We start from the raw sequence: 25,906 nt of genomic DNA on the forward strand, positions 1-25,906 counted from the left end.
TGACCATAAATGATCACCGGATTTTGATCTCATCTTGCTGATAGTCAAGTAACTTTTTGCTTAACTGATCGGCATTACGGCAATGCCGGGCGTTTTTGAAATGCATCAGCTTGATTTAGCGTGCAAGGTAAGCCTTGTCTGACTCTTCAACGACACCAAGAGCCCATGCACCACGGGTTTTCGCATGCTGCACCGCTGCATTAACGGCTGCAGACGTAACAGCACGATCAATGCTTAAATCCTGACCAGGATAAATCAGGTCAGCATCCTTGATCTGGCTGCGATTAGCCTTGTAGATCAATGGCCACTGGTATGGGTCACCATAAATGCTGTCCTTACCGGAGATATTCCAGAGATTGTCACCCCTTTCAACGGTGTAGCTGTTTACATCATTGTCGCGCTGTTCGAGTGCCTGGGCATAACCCATCTCGCCCTGACGACGGGCCTTATTGGCCAGTTTTATACATTCAGCGACATCTCCTGCTGCCAGGGCCTTCTTGGCACTCTTCAGGATCTTGCCGGTATCACGCCATTCACCACCGACACTGGCCGCTTTTTTGCGAGCAGCCTCTGCAGCAGCGAGTTCAGCCTGGCAAGCAGTGTCTTTCTTCGCAGCAGGTGCTGCCGCGGGCTCTTCCTGCTGGGTGCTGGCGCAACCGAAAGTGACAGAAAGGACAAGTGCACCAAGTGCGCCATTTTTGAGAATATTGGTCTTTTTCATTGTGTTATAACTCCAAAGGCTACTTTTTCGCAGCTGTGTACATAGGTTATTCGGCTACGCGTCTATAAGATACTGGTTTTACAGCTTATATCTAGAACAAAAACTAGCACCCGCCCCTGCTGGCTGTCAAGTGAGCAGCCCACTAATTCGTAGTTTCACGTGTTTTTTCAAACGCTCGCCGGGCCAGGTCGCGGGCCTCATTTGCGGCGTTACGTGCCTGCGGATAATCGCCTGCCTGCAGGGCCTCTTCTGCCAGCTGCAATTCCCGCTCAGCAGCCTGTAAAAGCCCCGGTGCCAGGTTCTCCGCCCGGGCCTGCCTGGCTGCCTGCAAGGCCTGACGGGCATCACTCATTTCTTGTGTGGGCAAGGCGGTACAGGACAGCAACGCGCCGCCTGCTAGTAATAGCAGCAAGAGGGGTAATATCTTCACATTACTGTTTATTTGCATGTTTGCTTGTAGCGTTAAGTTTCGGTAATTCGGGAAAAAAACTAACAGCCAGCCTATAGGCTGTCAAGCAGGCCCGATGTAAAATAGAATTTTGTTACATAGCCATTCAGGAAGCCCGACATGAGTACCCGAATCTACCACAATCCTCGCTGCAGCAAGTCACGCGAAACCCTGACCTTGCTGAATGACGCCAATATAGAGGCCGAGATCATCGAATACCTGGATAATCCGCCCAGCCGTGAGGAATTAATCGAGATACTGGCAATGCTCGATATGGCGCCCCGCGAGCTCATGCGCACCGGCGAGGCCGAGTATAAGACCAATAACCTCGATGATACCTCACTCAGCGACGATGCCCTTATTGATGCTATGCTGCGCTTCCCGAAACTGATTGAGCGCCCTATCGTGATCAATAATGGCCAGGCCATAATCGGCCGCCCGCCGATCAGCGTCAAAAGCATCCTCTGATTCTTCTCAAGGTAGCCTCCTATGCAGACCATTCTCGTTCTCTATTACAGTCGTCATGGCGCCACCACCGAAATGGCGCGACGGATTGCTCGCGGTATTGGCGAAGTCGAGGGCATGCAGGCAAAGTTGCGTACCGTACCCGAGGTCTCAACGGTATGTGAGGCGACGGCAGATGATATCCCCGAGCACGGCGACCCTTATGTCAGCCTCGATGACTTGCGCGAGTGCGCGGGGCTGGCGCTTGGCAGTCCGACCCGTTTCGGCAACATGGCCGCGCCGTTGAAGTACTTTATCGATTCCACCAGCAGCCTTTGGCTTAGCGGTGGCATGGTCGACAAACCTGCCGCGGTATTTACCTCCACCTCCAGCCTGCATGGTGGCCAGGAAACTACCCTGATATCGATGATGCTGCCACTGTTACATCACGGCATGCTCATTACCGGCCTGCCCTACTCGGAAACCGAATTACTCAGCACACGCACCGGCGGCACCCCCTATGGCGCCAGTCACCTTGCCGGCACGGAAAGCAAACTGCCCTTGTCTGAAGAAGAGGCACGCCTGTGCCATGCCCTGGGCAAACGCCTGGCAAGCGTCGCAAAGAAGCAACAGGCCTGAACGTGAGCAAGAGCGGTTTTTACTATGGCCTGGCCCTGTGCGGCCACCTCGGTTTGCTGGGCTTATTGATCATCTGGAATGTCTGGCTCTACCCGCCGACCATCTTTCCGGTAGCGATTGTCTTGCTGGTGTATATCGGGCCGTTATTGATCCCGCTACGCGGCCTGTTGCACGGGCGTTTATACACACATGCCTGGACCCACTTCCTGGCTCTGTTTTATTTCACCGTGGGGGTCATGATCGCCGCCGCCAACCTTGAAGAGCGCTGGTATGCCATCGCGCAGGTGGTGCTGAGTATCATGCTGTTCATGGGCAGCATGCTGTTCGTGCGTTACCGCGCCAGGGAGAATAAAACCCTGCACTGAAGGCCCGATGCAGAAGCGCAAGGGTCTTTACCAGAAAGCAAATTAAAGCCCAACGCAGAGGCGCAAAGACGCAAAGGTCGCGGAGTAAATAAGAATATTTTTTCGAGTCCTTTGCAGTATCTTGCAATTACCTCGGGTAAATTGTATTTCTCTTGGCGTTCTCTGCGTCTTGCCCTGAATCATCTGGAAGATGGTTAGGGTATCCATAATGAAGCGCGAAGCGGTTCTATGGTCCGCGGCCTCTGCGTTGGGCTTTTAATCTTTTAATATTAAATAGTTTTTAATCTACAAACTGACGCACGAAGGGAATCGTCAGTTTGCGCTGTGCAACCAGCGATTCGCGATCGAGTTTTTCCAGCAGGTCGAAGAGGCTGTGCATGTCGCGGGTACAACGCTTGAGCAGGTAGGCGATGACTTCAGCGGGTAATTCCAGGCCCCGGCCGCGGGCCCGTAACTGCAGGGCAGCGGTGAGTGGTTCATCATCAAGTGACTGTAGCTTGAACACCAGTCCCCAGACCAGGCGTGATTGCAGGTCCGGTAACTGCACGGCCAGTGCTGTCGGATGGTTATTGGCAGCCACGATTAAGCGCGCCTCAGCGTCACGCACGCGATTATAGAGGTGAAAGATTGCCTCTTCCCATTCGGCATCCCCGGCAATACTGTCCAGATCGTCGATGCAAAGCAGACCCATGTCTTCCAGACCTTCCAGCATCGTAGTACTGAATCCTGCCCGCTGCGCAAGTGGCAGATAGACTACCGGTTGCCCTCGTTCACTGGCAGCATGACAGGCCGCCTGTAACAAGTGACTCTTGCCGCTGCCGGTTACACCATGCATAAACACAAAGCGTTCACCCTCGAAGCGGGCACACTGCTGGCACTGGGCCAGTACCTGCGCATTATCGGCGGGATAAAAGTTAGTAAAGGTCGCGCTGTCACGCAGGCCGATGTGGAGGGGTAATTGAACAGGCATAGGCAATATTAAATCTGATTAGCAGCCATCACCACACTGGCTGGTGTCCGGCTCGCCTGGCCCTTTTTCAGCATAGAGAGCGCTCTTGCGGTAACTGTCGTGGACATGGCGAATCACCACCACAATTACCGCGGCTACCGGCAGCGCCAGCAGGACCCCGAAGAAACCGAATAACTGGCCAAAGGCGGCAATGGCAAAGATCACGGCGACGGGGTGCAGGCCGATCTTGTCACCGACCAGCAACGGCGTCAGTACAAAGCTTTCCAGCAACTGGCCAATACCGAAGACCACGATTAACGGCCACAGGGCAAAAATATCCTGGAACTGGAACAGCCCGGCCGCCACGGCCAACATGACGCCGATTATCATGCCCAGGTAAGGGACGAAGCTGACAAACCCGGCGATGATACCAATTAACAAGGCATACTCGAGCCCCATCAATAACAGACCGACTGAATAGATAATGCTAAGACTCAGCATGACGAGTAACTGGCCCCGCACAAAGGCACCGAGCACGTCATCGGACTCCGTGGCCAACTTGACGACCAATGGTTCTATACGACGCGGTAACAGTTCGCGGATGCGGGTAATCATGACATCCCAGTCGCGCAACATGTAAAACGTCACCAGTGGCACCAGCACGATATTCGCCAACAAGGCCAGCAAGGTGCCGCCAGAGCGGCTGATTGAGGCCAGCACATTAACGGCCAGGCCACCGGCCTGTTGCCAGTGAGCCTGCAAGGCCTGCTTGAGCTCGGCGACATCCGGCATCTGTTCAAGTCCAAAGCGAGCCTGTAACCATGGCATCGCTGTTTGTTGTAACCAGTCGATATATGCCGGGAGGCGGGAAACAAACACACTCACCTGTTTTTCAATCAACGGTACCAGGATAAACAGCATGACCAGGGCGAGTAACGACAAGAGCAGAAAGACAATGCTGACCGCAAGGGTGCGGGACAGTTTGCCGCTCTCGAGCCTGTCTACCAGGGGGTCGCCGATGTAGGCCAGCAGGGCAGCAAGCAGAAACGGTGTCAACACGGGCGCCAACAGGTAAAACAAAAAGCCTGTACCGCCGAGCAGGACGACTATCAACCAGCTTCGATTATCCATCAACTTGTTATCCCCTGGTTCTCTCACAGTTCGTATTGGCCGCGCGGCGGGATTCTGTCTGCACTATGGCGACAGCTGGAAGACGATGTCCGCTACCTGTTCAGACTGTGGTGGCACCGGCAAGCCGGTCTTGCCCGGGGCGAGGGCCACACTATCATTTTTTACCGGCGTGAATATCGGACGACGGCTTAACCGCACAGCCTCGAGCAAGGCCTGTCGATCAGCGCGCGTTTTAATGGCAAACAGGACCTGGTCATCGTCAACCTGCCTGGCGTGCACGTCTGTCACGCCATTCAATTCGCGCAGGGTTCGCTCGCTCCGGGCAAAGTCGGCGAGATTGCGTATGCCTTTGACAAGCACTCCCAACTCACCCGGCTTACCTGTCGACACATAGACGTAACGGGCGGCCAGTGTCGAGGCCGTCCCCTCGATGCCATGCGCAAGTATCGTCTCCAGCTCGCCACTATGTGACCACTCGTACAGTTTTCCATCGAGGTTCAGATTCCAGCGCCCTTGCCAACGCCCCTTACCCAGCTCCAGCAGACGCCCGACCAGGATCGCCTCGTTATCGTAGCGCGCAGAGGCCTTGCGGATATTGTCCTCGAAATTGATCCATACATCGGTCGCCTTGATGTGTTGTTTATCCTCAAGGTCCAGCAGTGGCAGCACCAGGGGTATACCCCGCCGTTTTGCCAGGCTGCTGATACCGGCCAGCAGTGCCGATTCATCACTACTCCCGAGCAGGTGACGTTCGCCCTGTTTCTCGACAGCCAGCCACAACAGGGTGCTCGGACGCGTCCGCCCCCAGATCGGCACATTAAGCTTACGCAGGGCCTTGTCGAGCCCACCCTGATTGAAATGCAGCCACAGCCACTGCTGCGGTTCGGCAGGGGCTGTCTCGCCTGTCGCAGCCGTGGTACGGTAACGGTATTGCTGCAAAAATTGCAGGCTCTCACCAAGTAGCTGCGGGATCCCCGGTAACAGGGCAACCTGCTCATTCCCGGAGACCTTAACAAGCACCTCGGCAAGCGCCGCGCGAATCGCCTGATGGCGTTCCGTGCGGCCCTGACCGCTAACGGCTACCTCGGCCTCGTACAGATCAGTGACCTCAGCCGCCCGGACAGGGAGGCTACAAAAGCCGAATATCAGCAGTAAAATCAACGCTCGCACGCTTTGCTATCCTCTATTTTGGCCGACCATATGGGCGGCCAGGCGGTATCCAGACCTGATTATACCCGTCTGCCCCCCCTGCAACGCAAAATCACGTAGTTTGATTGCACAAGTCGCGCCCCCCCGATACCATTAGCGCCCAGATTTCTTCGAGCCGGAGCCAAATACGTGAGCCAAAACGACCGACCGTCCTCTTCGTCGCTGAGTTACCGCGATGCCGGGGTTGATATCGATGCAGGGAATGCCCTGATCGACCGCATCAAGCCGATTGCCGCGGCCACCAGACGCAGCGGCATGCTCGATGGCCTCGGTGGTTTTGGCGCCCTGTTCGAGATCCCGAAAAACTACAAGGACCCGGTACTGGTCTCCGGCACCGACGGGGTCGGCACCAAGCTGAAGCTGGCCATTGACCTCGGCCTGCATGACAGCATTGGCATTGACCTGGTCGCCATGTGCGCCAATGACCTTATCGTGCAAGGTGCCGAGCCCCTGTTTTTCCTTGATTACTTTGCCACCGGCAAACTCAACCTCGACACGGCTACCGAGGTTATTAAAGGTATCGGGCACGGCTGTGAACTGGCCGGCTGCGCCCTCATCGGCGGCGAGACTGCCGAGATGCCGGGCATGTACAAGGAAGGCGACTATGACCTGGCCGGTTTCTGTGTCGGTGCCGTGGAGCGTGATGGCATTATCGACGGCAGCAAGGTCACCGCCGGTGACGTCCTCATCGGCCTCGAATCGAGCGGCCCGCATTCAAACGGTTACTCGTTGATTCGCAAGATCATCGAGGTCAGTGGTGCCAGGCTCGACGATGACTTTGGTGACAGCACGCTTGGTCAAACCCTACTCGCCCCCACCCACCTGTACGTGAAGCCACTGCTCGAGTTGTGCCGCCTGATCGATGTACATGCCATGGCCCATATTACCGGCGGCGGCCTGACCGAGAACCTGCCACGCGTACTGCCGGAAAATGCCGCGGCCCGCATTGATACCTCCAGCTGGCAACGACCGGCCGTGTTCGACTGGTTACAACAACACGGCAATGTCGAAGATAGCGAGATGTACCGGACCTTCAACTGCGGCATCGGCATGGTCGTCTGTGTTGCCGCCGCCGATGCCGACAAGGCCCTGGAAATCCTCAGCGACAGTGGTGAGCAGGCCGGCAGAATTGGCGAAATTGTCACTGCCGGGACCGACAGCCCACAGGTTCTGCTCGACTAGACGTGACTACCCCCCGCAACGCCGGAAGCATGCCGATTGTTGTCCTGATCTCGGGCAGCGGCAGTAACCTGCAGGCCATCATTGATGCCATGCAGGCCGGTGAGCTGCCTGTCGAGATCCGTGCCGTGATCAGCAATCGTACCGATGCCTATGGACTGGAACGGGCACGTGCCGCCGGCATCCACACCGAGGTTGTTGACCACCGAGAGTATGCCGGCCGCGAGGCGTTTGACCGCGCCCTGCAAAAGACGATTGATGCCCACGAACCCGCGCTGGTCGTACTCGCCGGTTTCATGCGCATCCTCACTCATGAGTTTGTTGAACATTACATGGGCCGCATGCTGAATATCCACCCTGCCCTGCTGCCGCTATTCCCCGGTCTGAATACACATGAACGGGCGCTGCAGGAAGCGGTCAAACAACATGGTGCCACCGTGCACTTTGTCACCACCGAGGTGGATGGCGGCCCGCTGGTGCTCAGCGCCCGTGTACCGGTACGGCCGGGCGATACTGCTGAAGGGCTTGCGGCACGGGTGCTGGAACAGGAGCACCGCATATACCCGCAGGCGATCCGCTGGTTTGCCGAAGGCCGCTTGCAAATGCAGTATGATAGAGTCTTACTTGATGAAAAACCCTTACCGACAACAGGAATCGATTTTGCCGAGCTCACCACTGACCAGACTCGTTAGCCTGCTCATCCTGGGCATGTGCCTGACCGGTACGTCTCTGGCCCGGGCAACTGACATCACGAGCCCCTTCAGCGCCGATTACCAGGTCACCCGCAATGGCAGTAAAATCGGCGAACGGACGCATGTCCTCGATAAGCAGGAAAAGGGCTATCTGTATGAAGCGCGTATGCGGACCACCGGCCTTGCGGCCTTGTTAAAACCGGTCCGCATCACAGAGCGCAGTTACTGGTCACTGAGTGATAACCGCGTACAACCGCAGCAGTACGAATATCTCGACAGCAGTGATGACTCGCGTACTGCAAAACTACAATTTGACTGGTCGCGCCGGCATGTCACCAATAATATTGGCGATGAACCATGGGGCATGACCGTGCCGGCAGGCACCCAGGACAAGTTCGGCTACATGCTGGCCCTCATGCAGGACCTGCAACAAGGCAACACCACACCGGAGTACCAGGTTGCCGATGGCGGCTTGCTCAAAACCTATCGCTTTACCTACGAGGGCAAGATGGTACTCGACACTGCACTCGGCAAACTTGAAACTGTCAAACTGCGGCGTATTCGTGCCGGCAAGGAAGATCGCAAGGTCTTTATCTGGTGCGCACCCTCACTCGGTTACCTGCCGGTAAGAATCGAGCGCCATAAAAAAGACACGGTCTATACCATGCTCATCCAGAAAATGAACGGCCGTTAGGCATGAACAAGATACTCGGCACGGTTTTGGGTATTTCGCTACTGATTCTCATCAGCTGGTTTACCCTGCGGGTTTATACCATGACCTCGTTACCCGGGCTTAAGCTGAAAGATGATGTCTATACCGTGGTTAACTGCGAACCACCCCGCGATGAACATGCCCGCCTGGCCTGTCCTTATTTGTATTGTAACAAGGCACTGCTGGAATCAGGTGAAATTCCGGCGAATGCCAATATCAGTCGCGCCCCGGGAACTACCATGAACCGCTTTGATGGTGTGATCAGCTATACAACAAAAGAACACGTCGATGTTCGCCGACGCTTTCAGTGCGATATGCAGAGCGACGAAGTTCTTGGTTATCAAATATCGAAATAACCATGAGTTCTCCATTCCTGACTCGTCGCCAGGCGCATACTCAATAGTCTGCTGAATAAGGATCGATCTGCCGTTTCAGGCGTCTCTTGTCACGGATGTCCTCAACCTTGCGCCGAGCCTTAAGACGCCTTTTTTCTGCGGACTGTTTGCGGTTGCGCTGTTTCAGCGGCAATTCAATGTTTTCCGAAAAAAGTTTATCATATAAGTCATTCATATGTGACATATTCAGTCCCTCTTGTTCAAGCCACCATATTATCCATTGGCATTAATGTCTTTCAGGCGCGCCCTGAAACTATCGCGCAGATAACTGAATGCCTCCATCTGTGCACGTGAATAACGACGGTTCGCCTGCCCGGAACGGGCCAATAACCATTCCAGTTTACCCAATGTATTTTCAAGGTTCCGTCTTTGCACTTCTATATGTAGATTCATCATATGCCTCGCATTCTCATCAACAGGAGACGCGTATTCTTGATTACGAATATGACAAGGTAATGAAACCAGCGCTGCAGTTTGGTGACATATCATGCAGACGCAGAGTGAGCGTTACTGGAATGCGGGAGCAACACCGGGAAGGGAAGAACATAAGGCATTTCTGATATAAGGCTTTCTCCTTGATTTTTCACCCTCGTTCGCCTTTACTGTGCATGTAATCAGGACAAAAGTAAGGGAATAGTCTGCCTGGACAGGTCGCGCAGAAAACCAGGAACAAAGCAGCGCAATTATAAAAAATAACTGCCCGAACCTGCACCATCTGGCGAACAGATCCCTGGGAGAGTCCAAAATGCAAAATACCTTTCACCATTCCCGGCATATCGCTATCGGTTTTATCTTCGTTCTCGTCCTGATGGCCGGGCTCCTCGTAGTCGTGTTAAACAAGATGGCGGATATGCAACTTCAGCTGAACACCATTACCCATCAACATAACGAGAAGACCATTTACCTCAGCCGGCTGAAGGAAGGTATCCGCAAGCGCCAGATCGGCCTGCGTGATCTGATTGTTACCCAGGATCCTTTCGAAAAAGACGAAATCCGCCTTCTCTCCTATTCATATGCACTTGACGGTGCAGAGGCACGTGACCGCTTTGCCGCTATGGAACATAGCGACAAGGAAAAAGAAATTCTTGAGCGAATCAATGCGGCCATTCGTGTTGCCTACCCGTTACAAAACGCCCTGGCCGAGAAGGCGCTTTTTGAAAATGACATTAATGTATTGGCTGAAGAGCTAAAGGCGACGTTTGACGTCCAGGCGGTTCTGGTGGGGCACCTGAATGAAATGGTCGAGTTATTAAATAACCAGACACAGGATGCTATTAATAAGGCTCATATCTCCTACGATAATGCCATCTATGTTGTCGCTGTTCTCGGCACTACCGCCCTGTTGTTTGGCCTTTTCATCGCCGGCTATGTCTTTCGCACCTCACGGCAGCAGGAAGAGGTGGTCAATGAAGCCATGCAACAACTAAGCCGCTCAGCTGAACTCCTGGAAATACGCGTCAAGTAAAGAACCCGGGAACTCGAAGAGGCAAAACAACTGGCCGAGATTGCCAACCAGGCAAAGTCCCGCTTTCTTGCCCGCATGAGCCATGAATTGAGAACGCCCCTCAATGCGATTATCGGCTTCACACAAATCATAGAAGAAGACCTCAAGACTGATGACAAAACGCGTCACCACATAGAAAGTCTGCAACATGTATCCCGGGCAGGGCGGCATTTACTCAGCCTGGTCAATGATCTCCTGGACCTGGCAAAGATTGAAGATGGCAAAATGGAATATCAGATCATCGACGTCGATTTGTCTGCCGAACTCGATGAAAGTGTGAAACTCATCCTGCCACTGGCGCGAAAACATAATGTCAGCATCGTCTTTGATGCCGCTGAGTTCAAGGATGTTTATGTCCAGGCCGATTGCATACGCCTGAAACAGGTTTTATTGAATATGTTCAGCAACGGTATCAAATATAATAACAGCGGCGGCCAACTGACTATCCAGCCGGGACCCGGAACGGACGGGAAATACCGGCTAAACATCACCGATACCGGTAATGGCATTGAGCAACAGGACCTCGAACTCATCTTCAAGGCGTTTTCTCGCCTGCATCTGGACAACAGTTCAAAGGAAGGCACCGGCATTGGCCTGACCATCGCCAGGCAGATCGTCGAGCAAATGCAAGGTCGAATCGGCGTTGATTCCACGCCGGGCACGGGCAGTACTTTCTGGATCGAGCTGGAAAGGAGTGTCTGCAACCCGTGTGCGACAGAGGCAGACAGCAAGGCTATCTCGCCGGCCAGCTACGGGCATGCACGTTCCTCAACGATTCTTTACATCGAGGATAATCCTGCCAACATCGCCCTGGTCAGAAAGGCCCTTGCAGCCGAGCCGGCTATTACCCTGTTAACCGCCGAGTTACCGAGCATCGGCCTGCGGCTGGCGTTCGAGCACCGACCCGATCTGATCCTGCTCGACATCTGTTTACCGGAAATGGATGGGTATGCCGTCCAGGCGCGTCTTTTGGATCACCCTGCAACAAAAGATATTCCCATTGTCGCGCTCAGTGCCGGAGCCATGCCAGATGAGATAGAAAAAGGCCTGACGGCCGGATTCAGGGATTATTTGACCAAGCCGGTCGATATCCTTCACCTGAGAAAGACCGTGCACAGAGAGCTGTCCCTGACCAGGCCGCCTGAAACTGTTACCCAGTGACTTATCGAAGGGGCTCGATAGCTGGCGCGGGCGGAACGTAATCTCCATCCACCAAATTTTTTCAGGGATCCGCTGCCCCCGGCCGTAGCTCAGGTTTTAGGCAGGGTGACGCCTTCCTGGCCCTGGTACTTGCCGGCACGATCCTTGTACGACGTTTCACATTCTTCATCCGACTCAAAGAACAGCACCTGTGCCACACCCTCATTGGCATAGATCTTCGCCGGCAACGGGGTTGTGTTGGAGAACTCGAGGGTTACATGGCCTTCCCACTCCGGCTCGAACGGCGTGACGTTGACGATGATGCCGCAACGCGCATAAGTCGATTTGCCGAGGCAGATGGTGAGCACATTACGCGGGATCCGGAAGTATTCAATCGTCCGCGCCAGGGCGAACGAGTTCGGCGGAATCACACAAACATCCGATTTCACATCGACAAAGCTGTTTTCATCAAAATTTTTCGGGTCAACAATGGTGGAGTTGATATTGGTGAAGACCTTGAAGTCATTGGCACAGCGGATGTCATAGCCATAGCTCGACGTGCCATAGGAGACAATGCGTCCCCCGTCGTTTTCCTTGACCTGCCCGGGCTCGAAGGGCTCGATCATGCCGTGTTGCTCCGCCATGCGGCGAATCCACTTGTCTGCTTTAATGCTCATACTGGTTTCTTTAATAAGGAAATTTATTGTCCGATATTAAACCGTAAACACCTTGTTTTAGCAAAGGCCTTTAAATTCAGAACACCTAACGCAGAGACGCGGAGTCGCAAAGGACGCTGAGAAAAAACAAATATCTGTTCTCTTTGCGACCTTTGCGCCTCCGCGCCTTTGCGTTGGGCTTTTGTCCTTATTGGATAACAATATTCGGAAACTTGCTGGCGTATTCCTTGGCCTGCATGGACATCTTGCCGGCAACACGGCGGGCGATCTCCCGGTATATCTCGGTGACCCGACCCTCGGGGTCGGCAACCACGGTCGGCTTGCCATTGTCGGTGTCTTCGCGAATGGCGATATCCAGTGGCAGGGCACCGAGGAAATCGACGTCATACTGCTCTGACATGCTCATGCCGCCGCCCTGACCAAAGATGTGCTCTTCGTGGCCACACTTGCTACAGATATGGATGCTCATGTTCTCGATTATGCCGAGCACCGGCACCTCGACCTTTTCAAACATTTTCAATGCCTTACGCGCATCCAGCAGGGCGATATCCTGCGGTGTCGTGACGATTACGGCGCCACTGACCGGCACACGCTGTGCCAGGGTCAGCTGAATATCGCCTGTACCTGGTGGCAGGTCGATGATCAGGTAATCCAGCTCTGTCCACTTGGTGTCATTGAGCAACTGGTTGAGGGCCTGGGTCACCATCGGGCCACGCCAGATCATCGGGGTTTCTTCATCGACGAGGAAGCCGATAGACATGGCCTGGATATCATAGCTGGTGATCGGCTGAAGGGTCTTGCCGTCTTCGGATTCCGGGCGACCAGTCACGCCGAGCATGCGTGGCTGGCTCGGGCCGTAGATGTCCGCATCGAGGATCCCGACGCTGGCGCCCTCGGCAGCCAGGGCCAGGGCCAGGTTGACGGAGGTGGTCGACTTGCCCACGCCGCCCTTACCCGAGGCGATGGCGATGATATTCTTGATGCCTTCAATCGGTTCCACGCCCTTCTGGGCCTTGTGGGCGGCGATCTTGGTCGTTATGTTCACGACCACTTCACTGACCCCGTCCAGGCTGCCAAGCAGTTCTGTGAGCTTGCTGCTCAGGGTATCGACATAGCCCCTGGCCGGAAATCCCAGGGTAATAGCCAGGGTTACCTTACCGCCGTCAATCGCGATATCCTTGACCAGCTTGGCGCTGACGAGGTCTTTTTCAACGTAGGGATCAATATACTCTTTGAGTTTGGCCTCAATCTGCTCTTTGCTTACATCTGCCATGCTATTTACTCCTGCAAAATCATTGCGAAACCGGCAGTGTCGGGTAACACTGCGGGACTTAATTCAGTTAATATATTAGATTACCATGATATGCATATTCCAGACAATTCCGGTCGGATATTCCCGACTAAATTGTTAGGTAATTAGCAAGGAAATCCCAAGGGAATAAACCTAATAAACCCGGTCATACAGAATGCCAGATACCCGAAAAATCCTCGTTACCAGCGCCCTGCCCTATGCCAATGGCAGTATTCACCTCGGCCACCTGGTTGAATACCTGCAAACCGATATCTGGACGCGCTTCCAGAAGCTGCGCGGCCACGAATGTTACTACGTTTGCGCCGATGACACCCATGGCAGCCCGGTCATGCTGCGCGCCGAGGCCGAGGGCATCACCCCGGAGAAGCTGATCGAGCGCGTGCGCGAGGAACACCTGACCGATTTCACCGGTTTTCACATTGCCTTTGATAATTACCACTCGACCCACTCGCCCGAAAATCACGCCCTGGCGACCGGCATGTATGAGGCCCTGGTGGCAAATGACAAGATCACCACCCGGACCATCGAGCAGTTCTACGACCCGGACAAGGAAATGTTCCTCTCCGACCGCTTTATCAAGGGCGAGTGCCCGAGGTGTCATGCCCAGGACCAGTATGGCGATGCCTGTGAGGCCTGTGGCGCAACCTACTCACCGACCGAACTGATTAACCCGTTCTCCGCCCTCTCCGGCGCCAGGCCCGTGCTCAGGCAGTCTGAACATTTCTTCTTCAAGCTCGGCGACTGCGAGGCCTTCCTGCGTGAGTGGATGGCCGGTGACCGGCTACCCGCCGAATCGCGCAACAAGCTCGAGGAATGGTTCGAGGCCGGCCTCAGGGACTGGGATATCTCCCGTGACGCCCCGTATTTCGGCTTCGAGATCCCGGGGGCGCCGGGCAAGTATTTCTATGTCTGGCTCGATGCGCCGGTAGGTTATATGGCCAGCTTCAAACAGCTCTGCGAACGTGAAGGGCTGGACTTCGACAGCTTCTGGGCACCGGACAGCCAGGCCGAGCTGTATCACTTCATCGGCAAGGACATCCTCAATTTCCACGCCCTGTTCTGGCCGGCAACCCTGCACTATGCGGGCTACCGCACCCCGACGCGCCTGTGCGTGCATGGCTTTCTGACCGTGAACGGACAGAAGATGTCCAAATCACGCGGCACCTTTATTACCGCCAGCAGTTACCTCAAACACCTCGACCCGGAGTACCTGCGTTATTACTACGCCGCCAAGCTCAATGACCGCATCGAAGACATCGACCTCAATCTCGAAGACTTTATCGTCCGCGTCAACAGCAACCTGGTGGGCAAATACGTCAACATTGCCAGCCGCGCAGCCGGCTTTATCAGCAAGCGCTTCGACGGCAAGCTCGCTCCGGCCATCGATACCACCGGCAGCACGCTGCTCCGGAGCATGCAGGCGGAGGCCGAAGCCATCGCCGAGCGCTATGACAACCGCCAGTTCAGCGAGGCGATTCGTATCATCATGGGGCTGGCCGACGAGGCGAATGAATACATTGCCAAAAACGAACCGTGGAAAATGGTCAAGGACGAGGCCCTGTTACCCGAGGCGCACCAGATATGTACCACCGCGATCAACGCCTTCCGCCTGCTGACGCTGTATCTGAAACCGGTGCTGCCGGTCATGAGTGAACGCGTCGAGGCCTTCCTTAATATCGCTCCGATGACCTGGGCCGATGCCGGTACCGTCCTCACCGACCATGCCATTAATAAATATGAACACCTTGCGCAACGCATTGACCCCTCGCAGGTAGAGGCCATGATTGCAGACAACCGGCAAACGCTTGGCGACAAGAGCACCGAGTCATCACCGCTACGCCACGCCGAGCACCAGCAGCACGAATACCCGCCACTTGGCGAAACCATGACGATTGACGACTTTGCCCGGGTTGACCTGCGCGTGGCACGCATCGTCAAGGCCGAACACGTCGAGGGCGCCGACAAGCTGCTACAGCTGACGCTGGATATCGGCATCGAAACCCGTAATGTCTTTGCCGGTATTAAAGCCGCCTATGCTCCCGCAGACCTGGAAGGTAAACTGACCGTCATGGTCGCCAACCTCGCCCCGCGCAAGATGCGCTTCGGCGTCTCCGAGGGCATGGTGCTGGCCGCAGGCCCCGGCGGCAAGGACCTGTTCATCCTCGAGCCGCACGCAGGTGCGCAACCGGGTATGAAAATTAAATAAGGAAAGCCCAACGCAGAGGCGCAAAGACGCGGAGAACGCAAAGTTTTTATAAATAAAGTATTGCCCGTTGAAACTCATGTGTTAACTTGCTGTTACAAAACAAGTTACGATGTAACAAATTACTTTATAACCATTTTTGTAGTCTGTGTTTAGTCGTCAGCCTGAGAGGACAAATGAATATATTATTTTATATTCCCTCTGCGACCTTTGCGCCTCTGCGCCTCCGCGTTGGGCTTTTTATAGAACCAGTCTCAATGCCATAAACCTGCGACGGACCCTATGACAGAATATTTGCTCATCATCGTCAGCACCGTGCTCGTGAACAATTTTGTTCTCGTGCAGTTCCTCGGCCTGTGCCCGTTCATGAGTGTTTCGCGCAAGCTGGAAACGGCAATCGGCATGTCGATGGCGACCACTTTTGTGCTGACCCTGTCTTCTATCAGCAGTTACCTGGTGAATGAATACATCCTCTTTCCGCTGGGTCTCGAATACCTGCGGATTATCGCCTTTATCCTTGTCATCGCCGCGGTGGTGCAGTTCACCGAGATGGTTGTGCACAAGACCAGTCCCTTGCTTTACCAGGTGCTGGGGATTTTCCTGCCGTTGATTACCACCAACTGCGCCGTGCTGGGGGTTGCCCTGCTCAATGTGCAAAAGCAGCACAGTTTTCTGGAGTCCGCTATCTATGGCTTTGGTGCCGCGGTCGGTTTCTCCCTGGTGCTGGTATTGTTCGCCGCCATGCGCGAGCGCCTTGCCGCTGCCGATGTCCCGCGGCCCTTTCAGGGTGCAGCGATAGCACTGATTACCGCCGGCTTCATGTCGATGGCCTTTATGGGTTTCAGTGGCCTGGTGAAGGGTTAAGCGCAGCAGCATGCTCACTGCCATTCTGACATTACTCGTCATCGCTGCCGTATTCGGACTCGTGCTCGGTTATGCCGCGATCCGCTTCAAGGTCGAATCGGACCCGGTGGTTGACAAGATCGACGCCTTGCTGCCACAGACCCAGTGTGGCCAGTGCACCTATCCCGGTTGTCGTCCCTATGCCGAGGCCATCGCCAGGGGCGAGGCCGAGATCAACCAGTGCCCGCCCGGTGGCGAGGCAACCATCCAGGCGCTTGCCGACCTGCTCGGTCGTGACCCCCTGCCCCTGAACCCTGAACACGGCGAAGTCAAAAAGCAAAAAACCGTGGTCATCATCGACGAACAACTCTGCATCGGCTGTACGCTGTGCATCCAGGCCTGCCCGGTTGACGCCATCGTTGGCGCGGCGAAACAAATGCACACGGTGATCCCCGAGGAATGTACCGGCTGCGACCTGTGTATTCCGCCCTGCCCGGTGGATTGTATTTACGTGGTACCGGTTGAAGAGACCGTGGCTGAGTGGAAGTGGCCCGCCCCCGGGGAGGAGTCGACATGAGTGCAGGGCCAAGAAAACTGCATCGCTTCCACGGCGGCTTGCAGCTTGATGATCACAAGTCGATTTCCAATACCTTGCCGGTAAAAGCGGCGGGGATACCTGCGCAACTGATCCTGCCCCTGTCACAACATATCGGCGCCATGGCTGTCCCGAGTGTACGCACGGGGGAACGGGTCCTGAAAGGGCAACGTATCGCCAGCTGCGATGGTTATGTCAGTGCCCCGGTGCATGCGCCGACCTCGGGTACCGTCGTCGCCATTTCTGATCGCCCCATTCCCCACCCCTCCGGTCTGAGTGCGCCCTGCATCAGCATTGATACGGATGGCAAGGATGAGTGGATTGAACACCAGGGCCATGAAGACTATGCCAGCCTGGATGCCAGTGAGCTACGTAACCTGATCCGCGAGGCGGGTATTGTCGGCCTCGGCGGTGCCGGCTTCCCGACTTATATCAAACTCAATCCCGGTGCCCGGCAGATTAATACCCTGCTGCTGAATGGCGCCGAATGTGAACCCTATATCACCTGTGATGACATGCTCATGCGGGAACGTGCCGACGAGATCATCAGTGGCATGCGCATCATGCAACACGCACTCCAGGCCCGGGAGTGCGTCATCGGTGTCGAGGATAACAAGGTCGAGGCCTTTGCCGCGCTGCGTAACGCCATCGGTACAGCGCAAGACATAGAACTGGTACGGGTCCCGACACGCTACCCTGCCGGCGGCGAAAAACAGCTTATCTATACCCTGACCGGCAAGCAGGTACCCAGTCATGGCCTGCCGCTCGACATCGGTATGGTCTGTCACAATGTCGGTACCGCCGCCGCCGTATACAGGGCCATTGTGAAGGGTGAACCCCTGCTCTCCCGCATCGTCACCCTGACCGGTTCCGGCATTCCGCAGCCACGGAATCTTGAAGTCCTGCTCGGCACGCCGATCAAGGACCTGCTTGCCCAGGTACATGGCGATACCAACAAGTCAGGCAAGCTGATCATGGGCGGGCCGATGATGGGCTTTGAGATCCTGCATGCCGAGGCCCCGGTAATCAAAACCACCAACTGCCTGCTGGCCTGGCATCCGCGTGATGTTGAGGAACCACCCGCGGCCTTGCCCTGTATTCGCTGCGGCGAGTGTGCCGAGGTCTGCCCGGTCCTGCTCCTGCCCCAGCAGCTTTACTGGCATGCACAGGCCCGCGAATTTGATAATGTCCAGGACTACCACCTGTTTGACTGTATCGAGTGCGGTTGTTGCAGTTATGTCTGCCCGAGCCATATCCCGCTGGTGCAGTATTATCGCTTTGCCAAAACCGAGATCTGGCAACAGGAACGCGACAAGGAGAAATCGGATGCCGCGCGTCAGCGGCATGAAGTACGCCTCGAGCGGCTCGAGCGCGAGAAGCGCGAGAAGAAGGAACGACATGCCCGCAAGGCTGCCAGCCTGCAGAAAAAAGGTACCGACAGCGATACAGAGAAGGCCGATCCGAAAAAGGCCGCGATAATGGCTGCCCTCGAGCGAGTGCAGAAAAAGAAACAACAGGCACCGGTCGAGCCGCAAAATATCGAGCACCTGACCGAGGCCCAACAGCGGGAAATCGACGACATTAACGCGCGTCGCGCCAGCGCTCACAAACAGGACGAAGAGCCCTCATGACGACCAGCTCACCCCATCTCGGCACCAGCAACAGTGTCAGTCGCTTGATGCTGCACGTTGGTTATGCACTGCTACCCGGCATTGCCACCTATATCTGGTTGTTTGGTCCCGGGCTGCTGGTGCATATCCTGCTCGCCTGCGCCACGGCACTTGTTGCCGAGGCGGCGGCGCTGGCGCTACGTGGTCGACCGGTGATGCCGGCACTGATGGACAGCAGCGCCATCCTCACGGCCGTGTTACTGACCCTTGCCATTCCGCCGCTGGCGCCCTGGTGGCTCACGGTGCTCGGCGTCAGCTTCGCCATCCTGTTCGGCAAGCATCTGTATGGAGGTCTCGGCTATAACCCGTTTAACCCGGCCATGCTCGGCTACGCCATGCTGCTGATCAGTTTTCCGCTGGAAATGACACGCTGGCCAGCCCCGCTAAGCCTGCTTGAACAAGCGCCTTCTCTAAACGACAGCATCGCATTGATCTTTGCCAATGGTGTCTCCGTCGATGCCATCAGCGCCGCGACCCCGCTGGATGCCCTGAAGACCCAGATGGCCCTTGGCATGGACATACCAGGCACTATCGCCAGCAGCGAATACAGCCAGCTGTTTGGCCAGCTTGCCGGGGTCGGCTGGGAATCGATCAATCTCGCCTTTTTGCTCGGTGGCCTGTACCTGTTGTTCACCGGCCGCATCGCCTGGCAGATCCCGGTCGCCATATTGTCAAGCATCGTCCTGTTAGCGGCCGGCTTTCACTATCTGGACCCCCAACACTATGCCTCGCCCGAATTACACTTGTTCGGTGGCGCCACCATGCTGGGCGCGTTCTTCATCGCCACGGACCCGGTCAGCGCCAGTACGACGCCGCGGGGACGAATCTTTTATGGCATCGGTATCGGTGTGATCATCTATGCGATTCGTAATTGGGGGGGCTATCCCGATGGTGTTGCCTTTGCCGTGTTATTGATGAACATGGCCGTACCGATGATTGATTACTTTACCCGGACGCGCGTCTTTGGCGAGGGCAAATAACATGTCAGCCCGCAATGCCCTGATGAGACATATGCTGCGCACAGCGCTGTTGCTGGCTATCTTTGCCGTTCTTGGCACCAGCCTGGTGGCCCTCACTTTCAAAGCGACCGAACAACCTATTGCAGAAAGCCAACGTGCCGCACTGTTAAGAAAATTGCATGCGCTGGTACCTGACCATGTGCATGACAATGACATGTTCACCGATGTCATCAAGGTCAGGGACCCACGTCTGGGCAGTAACCAGCCCATGCGCGTTTTCCGCGCACGTTTGCAAGGTCAGCCGGTCGCGGTCGTAATCGAAGCCGTGGCACCGGAAGGCTATGGCGGTGACATTTCCCTGCTTATTGCGATCCGGCACGATGGCCAACTCCTTGGGGTTCGCGTCACCCAACATCGTGAAACACCGGGCCTCGGCGATGCCATTGACGAGGAACGCTCCGACTGGATACACAGCCTTGCCGGTCGCTCACTGCGGAATCCCTCTCCGAACGGCTGGCGGGTAAAACGTGATGGTGGTGAATTTGATCAATTCACCGGCGCCACGATCACGCCCCGCGCCGTGATCAAGGCCGTATACAGGGCCCTGCAATTTTACCGGGCACAGGGTGACACCCTCTATATAAAGGGAGAAGAACATGGCAAATGACAGCTACGGCAACCTGACACTTAACGGTCTGTGGAAGAACAACATTGGCCTCGTGCAACTACTTGGCCTGTGTCCGCTCCTCGCCGTATCCTCGACTGTAGTAAATGCGCTCGGACTCGGCCTGGCCACGACCCTGGTGTTACTCGCCTCGAATGCATCAGTGTCACTTATCCGCAACCTGGTTCGCCCCGAGATTCGTATTCCGGCCTTTATGATGATCATCGCCTCGTTCGTTACTGCCATCGACCTTGCCATGCAGGGCTGGTTGTTTGAATTGCATAAGATCCTCGGTATTTTCATCCCCCTGATTGTGACCAACTGTGCCATTCTTGGTCGCGCGGAGGCCTTTGCCTCACGCACCACGGTTGATCGCGCTGCCATAGACGGGTTTATGATGGGCATCGGCTTCACCATTGTCCTGTTACTGCTTGGCGGCATGCGCGAGATCCTCGGCCAGGGCACCCTGTTCAGCAACGCCCACCTCATGTTCGGCGAGGCTGCACGCGGCTGGACGATTACCCTGATCGGCGATTACCGCGGCTTCCTGCTTGCCATCCTGCCACCGGGAGCCTTTATCGGCCTCGGCCTGTTGATTGCTGTGAAGAACATTATTGATGAGAGACTAAGTCGCCCTGTTGCAAGCGTAAGTGTCGGAGAAGTCATAGAGCAAAATTGATGAATGCTGATTGATGATTGATGAATTGTTGAAGTCGCTATCCGCTCCTGACTATTTATATACCGATCAGCAATCATCATTCATAAATCATCAATGTAAATTTTATGAACAAAACTAAACGGACAGAAATCTTCACGCGCCTGCGTGCGCAGAACCCTAAACCCACCACGGAACTGAATTACCAGAGCCCGTTCGAGTTATTGATCGCTGTCATATTATCGGCCCAGGCCACCGATATCGGCGTCAACAAGGCCACTGACAAGCTCTACGCGGTAGCGAATACGCCGGAGGCCATCCTCGCCCTCGGTGAGAAAGACCTGAAGGAATACATCAAGACCATCGGCCTGTTTAACGGCAAGGCCGCGAATATCATCAAGACCTGCCAGCTCCTCATTGAGCAACATGGCAGCAAGGTTCCCCAGGATCGTGCCTCCCTCGAGGCCCTGCCCGGAGTCGGCCGTAAAACGGCCAATGTAATTTTAAACACCGCCTTTGGCCAGCCGACCATTGCCGTGGATACACACATCTTCCGGGTCAGTAATCGCACCGGTATCGCCCCGGGGAAAAACGTGGTCGAAGTCGAAATGAAATTACTCAAGTTCGTGCCGGAAGAATTCATGCACGATGCCCACCACTGGCTGATCCTGCTCGGCCGTTATGTTTGCAAGGCTCGCAAGCCCGACTGCCAGAACTGCATCATTAATGACCTCTGTGAATATAAAAAGAAATTGATGAATTCACTGCTGTCCCGTTAACATAAGCCTGACAAGCGGTAAGCTTCGGATAAATAAGGTAAACAGGTTGACTGATGCGCATGAACACATGAAATTTCATCCCCTTCTAACCGGTGTTATCCCTTCTCCCTCCGGGAGAAGGCCAGGATGAGGGAGTAAATAAAACAAGGTGTTATCGAATCTAAATCCCCTCACCCTACCCCACTCCCGAAGGGAGAGGGAATTAACGGGACAGCAGTGTGATGAATTATGATTAATGATCGTTATCTACATCCCTCATGAACTCAAGGCATGCTTATATACCTGCCCACTGAGCCTGAAGACAAAGATTTCATCCACCCGATACGAATACCGATGCTATGCAATGAGCACCATGTGCTGTACTGATTGGTAAAATCATCAATCATCAATCATAATTCATCAATTAACCCCATATCAGTCACCTGAACTCACCTATCACAGTCATGTTTTCTAACGACCGCAACCAGATGCGCCAGGTATTTCTCCAGGCATGGAGAAAAAGCCAGAACAATCAGCCTCTTGAGCCACTCGAAGAGCTGATTGTCGGCATTCTCAGCCAGCACCCGGAATACCAGTCGCTGCTGGAAGATACCGACAAGGCCCTCGATCGTGATTATTTGCCGGAATCCGGCGAGACCAACCCCTTTCTGCACATGGGTATGCATATCGCGATTCACGAACAACTCAGTACCGATCGGCCCACGGGCATTGCCGGACTGTTCCAGCAACTGGTGCTGCAGGCTGGCGACCCGCATATGGCCGAGCACCAGGTCATGGACTGTCTCGGTGAAATGCTCTGGCGCGCCCAGCGTGATAACTGTATGCCGGATGAGCAGGGCTATCTCGACTGCCTGCGCAAGCTGCTCAAAAAATAACCATACTGGACACGTTCACTCTCAACGTCCTGGCTTCGTTGAACTTCCCCTCCAGCCCAGGGTCATATTTTTATCGCTTATGGACAGCGACTGCCCTTGCAGAGTGGTGACTACAGGAAAATGTAGTGCTGACAAGGATAAAACGGCCGGCCTGTGACCAGACTATGTAAAGGTCATGTTCTTGCTACGACACGACGTACTTGCGTGGTACGGTTCACAACATTGGAAACTTGTTCTTGTCAGCATTGCCGGCTTGGGATAATAATCAATTGGTCAGCCTGCTGTTAATATGGAACTCTGATCGACAAGGGCTGTCACAGTTATCACGTGATTACCGGCGCAGCCGGCAAGTGGTAATTGTTACCAGCATAATCACAAAAACTTAATTTCAATTTTAATCAGGAGATAACACACCATGTCCAGGAAAACAGTAACACCTCTCGCTGCCGCTATCGGTACCGCTTTCGCCCTGTCAATCGCTGCCGCCCCGGTTTCTGCCGAAGTTAACCCTTTTGGCATGACCGATCTGTCTGCCGGTTACCAGCAGGTAGCTGAAGGCAAGTGTGGTGAAGGCAAGTGCGGCGCACAGAAAAAGGCTGAAAAGAAAGGCACCGAAGGCAAGTGCGGTGAAGGCAAGTGTGGCGGCACCAAGGAAATGGAAAAAAACATGGAAGGAAAATGTGGCGGCGCCAAGGCCGAGAAAGAAGGCAAATGCGGTGAAGGCAAATGTGGCGCACAGAATAAAGCCGAGAAGAAAGGCACCGAAGGCAAGTGCGGCGGCCAGTAAGCCGTTAGCTGAAGAGTATTACCAAGGACTATGAACATGAGCCAGTTTCCTGTTCATGGTGCCGGTCTCGGTTACCGGCGGGCCCTGATGGGTCCGCTGGCCGGGCAAAACCCCGCACAAGTGAATTTCTATGAAGTCGCCCCCGAGAACTGGATTGGTCTGGGGGGCAAAATGGGCCGCAAGTTTCGCGCCTTTACCGAACAACATGATTTCGTCTGCCATGGCCTGTCACTCTCGATAGGCAGCCCGGCCCCCCTTGATGAGGCCTTTGTCAGACGCGTCAAACAATTCATGCGCGAGCATGATATCAAGCTGTATAGCGAACACCTGAGCTATTGCAGTGATGAAGGGCATCTCTATGACCTGATGCCCATCCCCTTTACCGAGCAGGCCGTCAGCTACGTTGCTGAGCGCATTATGCGCGTTCAGGATATCCTCGGCGAGCGCATTGCCATGGAAAATGTCTCCTACTATGCCGCCCCCGGCCAGCAGATGGAGGAAATCGACTTTGTGAACGCCGTGCTGGAAGAGGCCGACTGTCTACTGCACCTCGATGTAAATAATATCTATGTCAACAGTATCAACCATGGCTATAACGCCGAAGAGTTTCTCTATGCCATGCCGGTTGAGCGTTGCGCCTATATCCATATTGCCGGCCACTATAACGAGGCCGAGGACCTGATCATCGATACTCACGGTGCCGATGTCATCGACCCGGTCTGGGACCTGCTCGACAAAACCTATGAACGCTTTGGTGTAATTCCGACCCTGCTGGAAAGAGACTTTAATATTCCGCCTCTGGAAGAACTGCTTGGGGAGGTAGATACCATTGTCGCCTACCAGAAAAAATGGAGCCGGCAGGACAATGCGCTCGCCCGTAATGCCTGATCAAGCTGACTTCAAGTCCATACAGTATGCGCTTACCGCGCATATTCGCGACCCGGAAAACCATCCCGCACCCGCAGGCATTGAAGACCGGCGTATCAATATCTATCGCAACCTGTTCTATAACAATATCGAGGGTTTTGTCAGCAGTGGCTTTCCGATACTGCGCAGCCTGTACAGCGATGATGACTGGCATGCCATGATCCGCAGCTTCTTTATCAGGCATCAGTGCCATACCCCCTACTTCCTCGAAATCGCACAGGAGTTCATCGATTACCTGCAAAGCGAGCACGAGATGCGTGACTGTGATTTCCCCTTCATGCTTGAGCTGGCCCATTATGAATGGGTGGAACTGGCCATCGAAATCGACGAGGCCGAAAACAATATGACAGGCATCAAGACAGAAGGTGACCTGCTCGATGGCCACCCGGTACTCTCAACACTGGCCTGGCCGCTGAGTTACCAGTACGAGGTGCATAAAATAGCGCCCGGGTATTTACCTGATAGCCCCGCTGCACAGGGCTGTCATCTTATTGTTTACCGGGATCTTGATGACGAAGTGCACTTTATGGCGATCAACGCCGTGACCGCCCGCCTGCTGTTCTTGCTCAAAGAGGATGCCGACATGACCGGGCAAACTGCACTTGAACAGATAGCCACTGAACTACAACATCCGTCCGCCGAAGCCGTCATCAACGGTGGCCTGCAGACATTAACAGAACTGAGAACGCGCAACATTATTCTCGGCACACGCGCTACCTGAATAAAAACCAATTCACAACAACGAAAGGAGGCAAGCCAATGGCTTTTTTATGCCGCTTACAACGATTACTTGACCGAACTCGCGCCTTTGATTTTCTTGGTCCACTGGCACTGAGACTCTACCTGGCACCGATATTCTGGATGGCCGGCAAGAGCAAGTTCGATGATTTTGAAAATACCGCCGCCTGGTTTGGTAATCCCGACTGGGGTCTCGGCCTGCCGGCACCGGAACTCATGGCCTTCCTGGCCATGTCAACAGAGATGCTGGGTGCCATTGCCCTGCTGATCGGGCTTGGCGTACGCTGGTTCTCCATCCCCCTGATGATCACCATGCTGGTCGCCATTTTTAGCGTCCACTGGGTCAATGGCTGGCAGGCTATTGCCGATGCCAAGTTCTGCCTGTTCAACTGCACTGATGCCGTAGCCGCCGGCGAACGTCTCTCTGTTGCCAAAGACATCCTCCGCGAACACGGTAATTACGAGTGGTTGACCGAACAGGGCAGTATTACTATCCTCAATAATGGCGTCGAATTCGCTGCCACTTACTTCATTATGTTGCTGGTATTGTTTTTCATTGGTGCCGGCAAGTATGTGAGTGTGGATTACTGGCTAGGAAAAAAATTGTAGTCACTAAGTCACTGCTGTCCCGTTAATTCCCTCTCCCTTCGGGAGAGGGTTAGGGTGAGGGGATTTAGATTCGATAACACCTTGT

General features: G+C 54.8%; 31 protein-coding genes. 22 read left to right on the forward strand and 9 right to left on the reverse strand.

All coding sequences use genetic code 11. The features are described from left to right. Positions 1-115 precede the first annotated feature (115 nt). The gene (locus tag RQ738_RS08655) at positions 116-721 is read right to left on the reverse strand and encodes a LysM peptidoglycan-binding domain-containing protein (RefSeq protein WP_314164335.1); all 606 of its coding nucleotides are present in this window, start codon (positions 719-721) and stop codon (positions 116-118) included. A gap of 142 nt (positions 722-863) precedes the next feature. Further along, positions 864-1,169, reverse strand: a complete 306-nt coding sequence (locus tag RQ738_RS08660; RefSeq protein ID WP_314164336.1) for a DUF4398 domain-containing protein — start codon at positions 1,167-1,169, stop codon at positions 864-866. 120 nt (positions 1,170-1,289) lie between these two features. On the opposite strand from RQ738_RS08660, the gene arsC reads away from it, so the two are divergent. From arsC to RQ738_RS08675, 3 genes are read left to right on the forward strand one after another with little or no spacing between them, the layout of a single operon-like run. Beyond that, a complete protein-coding gene (gene arsC / locus RQ738_RS08665) occupies positions 1,290-1,637 on the forward strand; it encodes an arsenate reductase (glutaredoxin) (RefSeq protein WP_314164337.1) in 348 nt (115 codons plus the stop codon). 21 nt (positions 1,638-1,658) lie between these two features. Further along, positions 1,659-2,252: an NAD(P)H:quinone oxidoreductase gene (wrbA, locus tag RQ738_RS08670; RefSeq protein ID WP_314164338.1), complete on the forward strand. Its 594-nt coding sequence runs from the start codon at positions 1,659-1,661 to the stop codon at positions 2,250-2,252. A 2-nt stretch (positions 2,253-2,254) separates the two neighbouring features. After that, positions 2,255-2,617 (forward strand): DUF2069 domain-containing protein, encoded by a 363-nt coding sequence (locus RQ738_RS08675; RefSeq protein ID WP_314164339.1) that lies wholly within the window; start codon positions 2,255-2,257, stop codon positions 2,615-2,617. Positions 2,618-2,897: 280 nt separating this feature from the next. On the opposite strand, the gene hda is transcribed toward RQ738_RS08675, so the two are convergent. From hda to RQ738_RS08690, 3 genes are all read right to left on the reverse strand, one after another. Continuing rightward, on the reverse strand, positions 2,898-3,587 hold the full coding sequence (hda, locus tag RQ738_RS08680; protein WP_314164342.1) for a DnaA regulatory inactivator Hda: 690 nt from the start codon (positions 3,585-3,587) through the stop codon (positions 2,898-2,900). A gap of 18 nt (positions 3,588-3,605) precedes the next feature. Beyond that, entirely contained in the window at positions 3,606-4,697 is a 1,092-nt protein-coding gene (locus RQ738_RS08685; protein WP_314164343.1) for an AI-2E family transporter, read from the reverse strand. 63 nt (positions 4,698-4,760) lie between these two features. Continuing rightward, entirely contained in the window at positions 4,761-5,867 is a 1,107-nt protein-coding gene (locus RQ738_RS08690) for a DUF2066 domain-containing protein (RefSeq protein ID WP_314164347.1), read from the reverse strand. A gap of 168 nt (positions 5,868-6,035) precedes the next feature. Here RQ738_RS08690 and purM point away from each other — a divergent pair, with 168 nt between their 5' ends. The 4 genes from purM to RQ738_RS08710 are packed head-to-tail and all read left to right on the forward strand — an operon-like array spanning position 6,036 to position 8,845. Then, complete coding sequence (gene purM, locus RQ738_RS08695) at positions 6,036-7,088, forward strand: phosphoribosylformylglycinamidine cyclo-ligase (RefSeq protein ID WP_314164348.1); 1,053 nt, start codon at positions 6,036-6,038, stop codon at positions 7,086-7,088. 29 nt (positions 7,089-7,117) lie between these two features. Further along, positions 7,118-7,777, forward strand: a complete 660-nt coding sequence (gene purN, locus RQ738_RS08700) for a phosphoribosylglycinamide formyltransferase (RefSeq protein WP_314164349.1) — start codon at positions 7,118-7,120, stop codon at positions 7,775-7,777. Continuing rightward, positions 7,746-8,471 carry a DUF3108 domain-containing protein gene (locus RQ738_RS08705; protein WP_314164350.1) on the forward strand — a complete coding sequence of 242 codons (726 nt, stop codon included), beginning with the start codon at positions 7,746-7,748 and terminating at the stop codon, positions 8,469-8,471. Before purN ends, RQ738_RS08705 begins: the two co-directional genes overlap by 32 nt. A 2-nt stretch (positions 8,472-8,473) precedes the next feature. Further along, a complete protein-coding gene (locus RQ738_RS08710) occupies positions 8,474-8,845 on the forward strand; it encodes a hypothetical protein (RefSeq protein WP_314164351.1) in 372 nt (123 codons plus the stop codon). A 40-nt stretch (positions 8,846-8,885) separates the two neighbouring features. Here RQ738_RS08710 and RQ738_RS13750 read toward each other — a convergent pair whose 3' ends face one another. Both RQ738_RS13750 and RQ738_RS08715 read right to left on the reverse strand, forming a co-directional pair. Then, the gene (locus tag RQ738_RS13750) at positions 8,886-9,068 is read right to left on the reverse strand and encodes a PA3496 family putative envelope integrity protein (protein ID WP_409929539.1); all 183 of its coding nucleotides are present in this window, start codon (positions 9,066-9,068) and stop codon (positions 8,886-8,888) included. Positions 9,069-9,097: 29 nt separating this feature from the next. Then, complete coding sequence (locus RQ738_RS08715; RefSeq protein WP_314164354.1) at positions 9,098-9,280, reverse strand: hypothetical protein; 183 nt, start codon at positions 9,278-9,280, stop codon at positions 9,098-9,100. Positions 9,281-9,629: 349 nt separating this feature from the next. On the opposite strand from RQ738_RS08715, the gene RQ738_RS08720 reads away from it, so the two are divergent. Further along, the gene (locus RQ738_RS08720; protein WP_314164355.1) at positions 9,630-10,349 is read left to right on the forward strand and encodes a hypothetical protein; all 720 of its coding nucleotides are present in this window, start codon (positions 9,630-9,632) and stop codon (positions 10,347-10,349) included. 39 nt (positions 10,350-10,388) lie between these two features. Continuing rightward, positions 10,389-11,549, forward strand: a complete 1,161-nt coding sequence (locus RQ738_RS08725; RefSeq protein ID WP_314164386.1) for a hybrid sensor histidine kinase/response regulator — start codon at positions 10,389-10,391, stop codon at positions 11,547-11,549. Between the two features lie 89 nt (positions 11,550-11,638). Here the strand turns inward: RQ738_RS08725 and dcd are convergent, their stop codons facing one another. Both dcd and apbC read right to left on the reverse strand, forming a co-directional pair. After that, positions 11,639-12,205, reverse strand: a complete 567-nt coding sequence (gene dcd, locus RQ738_RS08730) for a dCTP deaminase (protein ID WP_314164356.1) — start codon at positions 12,203-12,205, stop codon at positions 11,639-11,641. Between the two features lie 187 nt (positions 12,206-12,392). Continuing rightward, positions 12,393-13,478: an iron-sulfur cluster carrier protein ApbC gene (gene apbC / locus RQ738_RS08735; protein ID WP_314164358.1), complete on the reverse strand. Its 1,086-nt coding sequence runs from the start codon at positions 13,476-13,478 to the stop codon at positions 12,393-12,395. Between the two features lie 193 nt (positions 13,479-13,671). Between apbC and metG the strand changes: the two genes are divergently transcribed. The 13 genes from metG (at position 13,672) to RQ738_RS08800 (ending at position 25,821) form a co-directional block, all read left to right on the forward strand. Continuing rightward, positions 13,672-15,723, forward strand: a complete 2,052-nt coding sequence (gene metG, locus RQ738_RS08740; RefSeq protein WP_314164359.1) for a methionine--tRNA ligase — start codon at positions 13,672-13,674, stop codon at positions 15,721-15,723. 279 nt (positions 15,724-16,002) lie between these two features. After that, positions 16,003-16,584, forward strand: a complete 582-nt coding sequence (rsxA, locus tag RQ738_RS08745) for an electron transport complex subunit RsxA (protein WP_314164360.1) — start codon at positions 16,003-16,005, stop codon at positions 16,582-16,584. A gap of 10 nt (positions 16,585-16,594) precedes the next feature. Continuing rightward, complete coding sequence (gene rsxB / locus RQ738_RS08750) at positions 16,595-17,140, forward strand: electron transport complex subunit RsxB (protein ID WP_314164361.1); 546 nt, start codon at positions 16,595-16,597, stop codon at positions 17,138-17,140. Further along, positions 17,137-18,789, forward strand: coding sequence for an electron transport complex subunit RsxC (rsxC, locus tag RQ738_RS08755; RefSeq protein ID WP_314164363.1), 1,653 nt, complete (start codon positions 17,137-17,139; stop codon positions 18,787-18,789). The genes rsxB and rsxC overlap by 4 nt, the downstream gene beginning before the upstream one ends. Beyond that, positions 18,786-19,808 carry an electron transport complex subunit RsxD gene (rsxD, locus tag RQ738_RS08760; protein ID WP_314164364.1) on the forward strand — a complete coding sequence of 341 codons (1,023 nt, stop codon included), beginning with the start codon at positions 18,786-18,788 and terminating at the stop codon, positions 19,806-19,808. Before rsxC ends, rsxD begins: the two co-directional genes overlap by 4 nt. A 1-nt stretch (position 19,809) precedes the next feature. Beyond that, positions 19,810-20,454: an electron transport complex subunit RsxG gene (gene rsxG / locus RQ738_RS08765; protein WP_314164366.1), complete on the forward strand. Its 645-nt coding sequence runs from the start codon at positions 19,810-19,812 to the stop codon at positions 20,452-20,454. Further along, the gene (locus tag RQ738_RS08770; RefSeq protein WP_314164368.1) at positions 20,444-21,130 is read left to right on the forward strand and encodes an electron transport complex subunit E; all 687 of its coding nucleotides are present in this window, start codon (positions 20,444-20,446) and stop codon (positions 21,128-21,130) included. Before rsxG ends, RQ738_RS08770 begins: the two co-directional genes overlap by 11 nt. 104 nt (positions 21,131-21,234) lie before the next feature. Then, the gene (nth, locus tag RQ738_RS08775; RefSeq protein ID WP_314164369.1) at positions 21,235-21,885 is read left to right on the forward strand and encodes an endonuclease III; all 651 of its coding nucleotides are present in this window, start codon (positions 21,235-21,237) and stop codon (positions 21,883-21,885) included. A 443-nt stretch (positions 21,886-22,328) separates the two neighbouring features. Further along, positions 22,329-22,760, forward strand: coding sequence for a DUF1841 family protein (locus RQ738_RS08780; RefSeq protein WP_314164370.1), 432 nt, complete (start codon positions 22,329-22,331; stop codon positions 22,758-22,760). Positions 22,761-23,175: 415 nt separating this feature from the next. Beyond that, positions 23,176-23,547, forward strand: a complete 372-nt coding sequence (locus RQ738_RS08785; RefSeq protein WP_314164373.1) for a hypothetical protein — start codon at positions 23,176-23,178, stop codon at positions 23,545-23,547. A 36-nt stretch (positions 23,548-23,583) separates the two neighbouring features. Then, complete coding sequence (locus tag RQ738_RS08790) at positions 23,584-24,435, forward strand: DUF692 domain-containing protein (RefSeq protein ID WP_314164376.1); 852 nt, start codon at positions 23,584-23,586, stop codon at positions 24,433-24,435. Then, complete coding sequence (locus tag RQ738_RS08795; protein ID WP_314164378.1) at positions 24,428-25,195, forward strand: DUF2063 domain-containing protein; 768 nt, start codon at positions 24,428-24,430, stop codon at positions 25,193-25,195. The genes RQ738_RS08790 and RQ738_RS08795 overlap by 8 nt, the downstream gene beginning before the upstream one ends. Positions 25,196-25,233: 38 nt before the next feature. Beyond that, entirely contained in the window at positions 25,234-25,821 is a 588-nt protein-coding gene (locus RQ738_RS08800) for a DoxX family protein (protein ID WP_314164382.1), read from the forward strand. Positions 25,822-25,906: the final 85 nt, after the last annotated feature.

Source organism: Sulfuriflexus sp. (assembly GCF_032250955.1).
Classification (GTDB): domain Bacteria; phylum Pseudomonadota; class Gammaproteobacteria; order AKS1; family AKS1; genus Sulfuriflexus.